This is a genomic window from Microcystis sp. M53602_WE12, assembly GCF_030065455.1.
GTDB lineage: Bacteria > Cyanobacteriota > Cyanobacteriia > Cyanobacteriales > Microcystaceae > Microcystis > Microcystis aeruginosa.
In genome coordinates this window covers 1-4,345 of sequence record NZ_JASJFB010000458.1, presented here as the reverse complement: position 1 = coordinate 4,345, position 4,345 = coordinate 1, and the positions used below count along the sequence as shown (strand labels likewise).

The following is a 4,345-nucleotide window of genomic DNA, read 5'->3' as shown; positions in this document are numbered from 1 at the left end:
TGTCGGATTGTAAATAAGACGGAAAAAATGCTTTTACAATCGGGAAACTTCCGTTTAAAAGGAAAAAAAGCTTTACTCAATCAAGCAGAGATACCGGTCGTAACGGTAATGGATGTAACGGAAACTCCCATTGAACGCCCCCAAAAGAAACCGAAAGATTTTTTGGGGGGTAAAAGAGGTTATCATACTTTAAAATCCCAATTAGTAGCTGATCAAAATACAGAGGAAATTATCTGTGTCTTTTGTGGGAAAGGCAGAGGTCATGATTTTAGTTTATTTAAAAAAAGTCGAGTTCGTTTTCATCCTTTAACTACCAGCATAGAAGACAGTGGTTATCAGGGAATAGCTGCATACCATAGTAATAGTTATACACCGAAAAAGAAATCGAAAAATAGAAAATTAACCGAGTTAGAAAAAGAGTATAACAAGGCTTTAGCCAAAGAAAGGATTATCATTGAACCTATAAATAGGAAACTCAAAATCTTGAAAATCTTATCTTGTAAATATCGGAATCGTCGTCGAAGATATAGTTTAAGAGTTAACTTGTTGGCGGCTATTTATAACTGTGAGTTAGGGATAGGTATAGCAGCTTCTTAAAAGTTGCCTAAAGATTAATCAAGTCAAGGAGAATTTATTCTCAATTTTTATAATTGAGATAGTTTGTGCCGCTTAAATAAAGAGGTTTTGATAACCAAATTAAAGCAGCTCTAAAGAGTTTTGAGTTAAAAGTTAAACTTCAAGTTTTCATTCAGGACGAATGTACTGATTAACTAATTTTTTGGGGAAAATTAGTCAACCCATCATTATAACATATAATTAATTTGCAAGAGTTCTATACAATTGATATTCTTCCAGTAGTTTATTAGAGTAATTAAAGAAAATACTCTCTCATTTCTACCTCACATATCCTGAATTTTAACAAATGCCAAAGGTTCGTTGAATTTCCACGCTAAAAATACCATATAAGCAATTAAACCACAGGGTATTAATAATAGGAAAAGACTTTCTCTCTTGGGCAGTTCTTTTTTCTTTAAATATTTCCAGAGTAATTCGATAGCAAAAGCCAGAAAAATTATTACTCCTGTGACTCTAGTTAAACTGGCAAAAAATCCCAAAAATCCAGACCAAAAGTATTTCTTATTCAGAAAGAAATAAAAACAAGCAGAGGTGGTTAGCAAATATAAACTTTCTCTATAAAAACAGCTATAAAAAAAGGAGTTAGGAAAAATTAACATAAGAATTAAAACCTTTTTACAGCCTCTCTTATTCAGATAAATGTTGCTATTTTTATAAACAAAAATTAAGACAAATATTAGACATAAATTAGAAAAAAGAAGACCATAAATAGGCAAAATTAAAGAATTTAAAGATGCAATTTATTTGAATAAAATAGGATAGAGAGGAAAAAAAGCAACGTTCGATTGTTTTTCAGTATTGTATGAATATCCCCCCTGAATAATGCCGTTAAGTAGTCGGAGATAAATTCTGTTGTCTATCTTAAGAAATGGGTTCTTCGTTACTTGGTATGGTTCGATAGGGGGGGCATAAATCGACTAAATCCTTATCTGGCAAGAGACTTAATTGATTAGTTCGTTCTAGATCGAAAACAATTAACAAAAATCGCCAAATGTCTTTATACATAAGGGTTACATCCCTTATAAACCCCGTCCATTGCATAACACAAACCGAAGAGCCATTTTTATTTTAGGTGGTTTAAGTGCGTTTTAGCTTAGCTTGAGATAGCCAGTAACCCGAAATCATTTGGGTTAATTGAAGATGAAGAGGGAGTTCAGGTAAGGACATAATCAACTTTTGTGGGAATAAAATTAAACAGTACCATATAGGATAAGCTGCCCGCGCATTTAAATTGCTGGTTGAGATGAGGCAAGAGTCAAGACTCCCCCAACCTCAAGGCTGTTCCATGTTTCCTTCTATTTATTGAATTTTAACATTTAATTTATAGGTGGCATTGCCACGAGTTCCCCCTACAATTATTTCATAATTTCCAGTAGCCGGTAATTTTAAACTAGATTGGGTAGCTTCTGTTTTCAAAGTTTGCCCATTCGGTGCAATCACATCGAATACGGCATTATTTTCTAATGCTGTAATTTTCAGATCCATTCTCTGTCCTTGATTCGCTCTTAATAAATAAATATTTCGACTACCTCGAACAACCGATTGATTAACTGCAGTGGTATTAGTTCCTGGTGCCAACCGAATTTGAGATACTAAACAAGGTTGTTTTTGATAAACGACTCGTCCCGTATTCAAAGAATCTGAAGTTAACGTCCATTTTTCTTGAGTTGTTTGAGTATCTAACTCAATTTTTGTCTTGATATTTAAGTTTAACTGATTCCCATTTTTCCTTCCTTGTAAGGTTTGAGTATAGGAACTATAATAAGATTCTTGTTCATTATGAATCGTAGCTTCTACCCGACCCGTGACTTGATTTCCCTGAATATAAATCCTCGCCGTAGAATCTAGATCATCATTAGCGACTGAAAAACAATAACCTTGAATCGAAGAAACGCTAGACGCTTGAGCAACTTGTCGGGGTGGATGATTTACCATCCTAGGTGTAACATTCAGTAAACTTGCCAAAATGACTACAGAGCTTAATAATTTCATCATCATAACTGACTCATGATTAAAGGTTAATTGATCACTGATTACTGATAGTTTCCATTCAATTAATTTCTAAGCGCGAGTAGAGAGCTACCATCACCAGACGGTGGCCCGTTGACTCCGTCTATCGTGAGCCAGGCAACGTTCGGGTTGCCAGTAAAATGGCGAGGTTGGCAATGCCTGTCTTTGTGTCGCTGGTGTCGTCTCACGCCGGATTGGGTTTGCGCGCATAGAGCTGCTCGGCGCGGTTGAACAAGATCCAGCTGCTCAGAATGTATTTGTCGTGCGACTCGGGCACATTGCCGCGATGGGTATGGGTAAAACCGGCGGGAGCGATCACCATCGTCCCAGAGGTCGGCTTGAGCTTCCGTTCTTGGTACAAGAACTCCGTCTCACCACCGCGCTCTACATCGTTCAGATAGAACATAAACAAAAGGACGCGATGGAGCGTCTCGGCAGCTGGGTCGCGAGGATAGATTTCCGAATGCCAGTAGTAGTAACCACCGACACTCTTCGAGTATTTCTGAACGTTGATCGCTCCGGGTCGAAATACTCTGAACAAATACTCGGCGAGTTCCAGGTCCGATGCCGCTCCAACATCCGAAGTTGTTAACGGCCTGACCAGTCCGGTAGCCGGCTCTTGCCAGCTTAATGCGAACGCACTCGTGACCAGGTATGGATACTTGCGAATGTACAACATCAGGTGACGCAGTGTGCTGTCGAGTATCTGACTGTGCAAATCGCTCCACTCGGAGAGGCCTGTGATGGTGATGTCGGTGCTGTTCTTCTTGGATTTGTCGACTCCATGACCGATCCGTCCATCCGACTTGCGGTCGCTGGCTTCGAAACGATGCCTGATCTCTTCGCACAATTCTGGGCGTAAAGCGTGTTCGTAGATCTCGATAAAGTCAGTTGTCATTGCAGCTTTCCCACCCCAAAGCCTGGATACATTTGCAGGCGGTCACGGATTCCATCTAGTTGGTGATTATAACAGGTTTGCGTTGCATCGAGAGCTTTGCCTGTATCCGGAAAAAGGCAGATGTACGCTGATGCAAAGGTTTCGCATTTCCATTCCAGTAGAGAAAATAATGCGAGTTCCCTTAATACAGACTTGACCGTGACATACTAGAGGAACACTAATACTAAATCCGCTGAGTATAGGCTACTTATCAGGACAGGCAACAGGCAACAGGCACTCATGCAAAAGGAGGAATAAATAATTAGTAAGGAATATTACAAATTGTTAACCGAGTCTTGAAAGCCTTGTGCTACAAAGGTTTAAAATGTTTAGAAAGCTCTAACTGCGGTAAAACCGAGGCTCTTCACCTGACATTCAAGATAAGGAGCAATAACACAGCACGATACTTGTGTCAAGTTTTCTACATAATTCTTAATATTTATCTCGTTTTTGCTCTCTCGCTCTCCTCGGTTTTCTCGACCGAATCGCTAAAATAATTAGGGGTGTTTTATTTTCGATGTCAGTCCATGAGTGAACCTGTAACCCTTGAGGATATTTACCAGCTATTCCGCGCTTCCGCCGAGGAGTTTGAGCGCCGTTTAAGGGAAAGCGATCTTCGTCGGGCTGAAATGGAACGTAAGTGGGTGGGTGGAATTAAATATAAGATGAACGTAGGTTGGGTTGAAGCATGAAACCCAACGCCCGATTATGTTACGCTACCGCTAACCCATCCTACAAATAATTGTGCCTCCCTACTTATCT

At 39.3% G+C, this 4,345-nt stretch carries 5 protein-coding genes and 1 pseudogene; 2 read left to right on the top strand and 4 right to left on the bottom strand.

The window, feature by feature from the left end; genetic code table 11:
* Positions 1-597 (top strand): transposase family protein (locus tag PX482_RS15310; protein WP_288122636.1); only part of this gene is annotated, 597 nt, incomplete at its 5' end.
* A 302-nt stretch (positions 598-899) separates the two neighbouring features.
* Here PX482_RS15310 and PX482_RS15305 read toward each other — a convergent pair.
* From PX482_RS15305 to PX482_RS15295, 4 genes and pseudogenes are all read right to left on the bottom strand, one after another.
* Entirely contained in the window at positions 900-1,178 is a 279-nt protein-coding gene (locus PX482_RS15305; protein ID WP_223213098.1) for a hypothetical protein, read from the bottom strand.
* A gap of 553 nt (positions 1,179-1,731) precedes the next feature.
* A pseudogene (locus PX482_RS28120) lies at positions 1,732-1,881 on the bottom strand (methyltransferase); the annotation flags it as partial.
* A 54-nt stretch (positions 1,882-1,935) separates the two neighbouring features.
* Positions 1,936-2,634 (bottom strand): hypothetical protein, encoded by a 699-nt coding sequence (locus PX482_RS15300; protein WP_002763548.1) that lies wholly within the window; start codon positions 2,632-2,634, stop codon positions 1,936-1,938.
* A gap of 196 nt (positions 2,635-2,830) precedes the next feature.
* The gene (locus PX482_RS15295) at positions 2,831-3,544 is read right to left on the bottom strand and encodes a 2OG-Fe(II) oxygenase (RefSeq protein ID WP_002763549.1); all 714 of its coding nucleotides are present in this window, start codon (positions 3,542-3,544) and stop codon (positions 2,831-2,833) included.
* Between the two features lie 566 nt (positions 3,545-4,110).
* Between PX482_RS15295 and PX482_RS15290 the strand changes: the two genes are divergently transcribed.
* The gene (locus PX482_RS15290; RefSeq protein WP_002763551.1) at positions 4,111-4,275 is read left to right on the top strand and encodes a hypothetical protein; all 165 of its coding nucleotides are present in this window, start codon (positions 4,111-4,113) and stop codon (positions 4,273-4,275) included.
* The last annotated feature ends 70 nt before the right edge of the window (positions 4,276-4,345 follow it).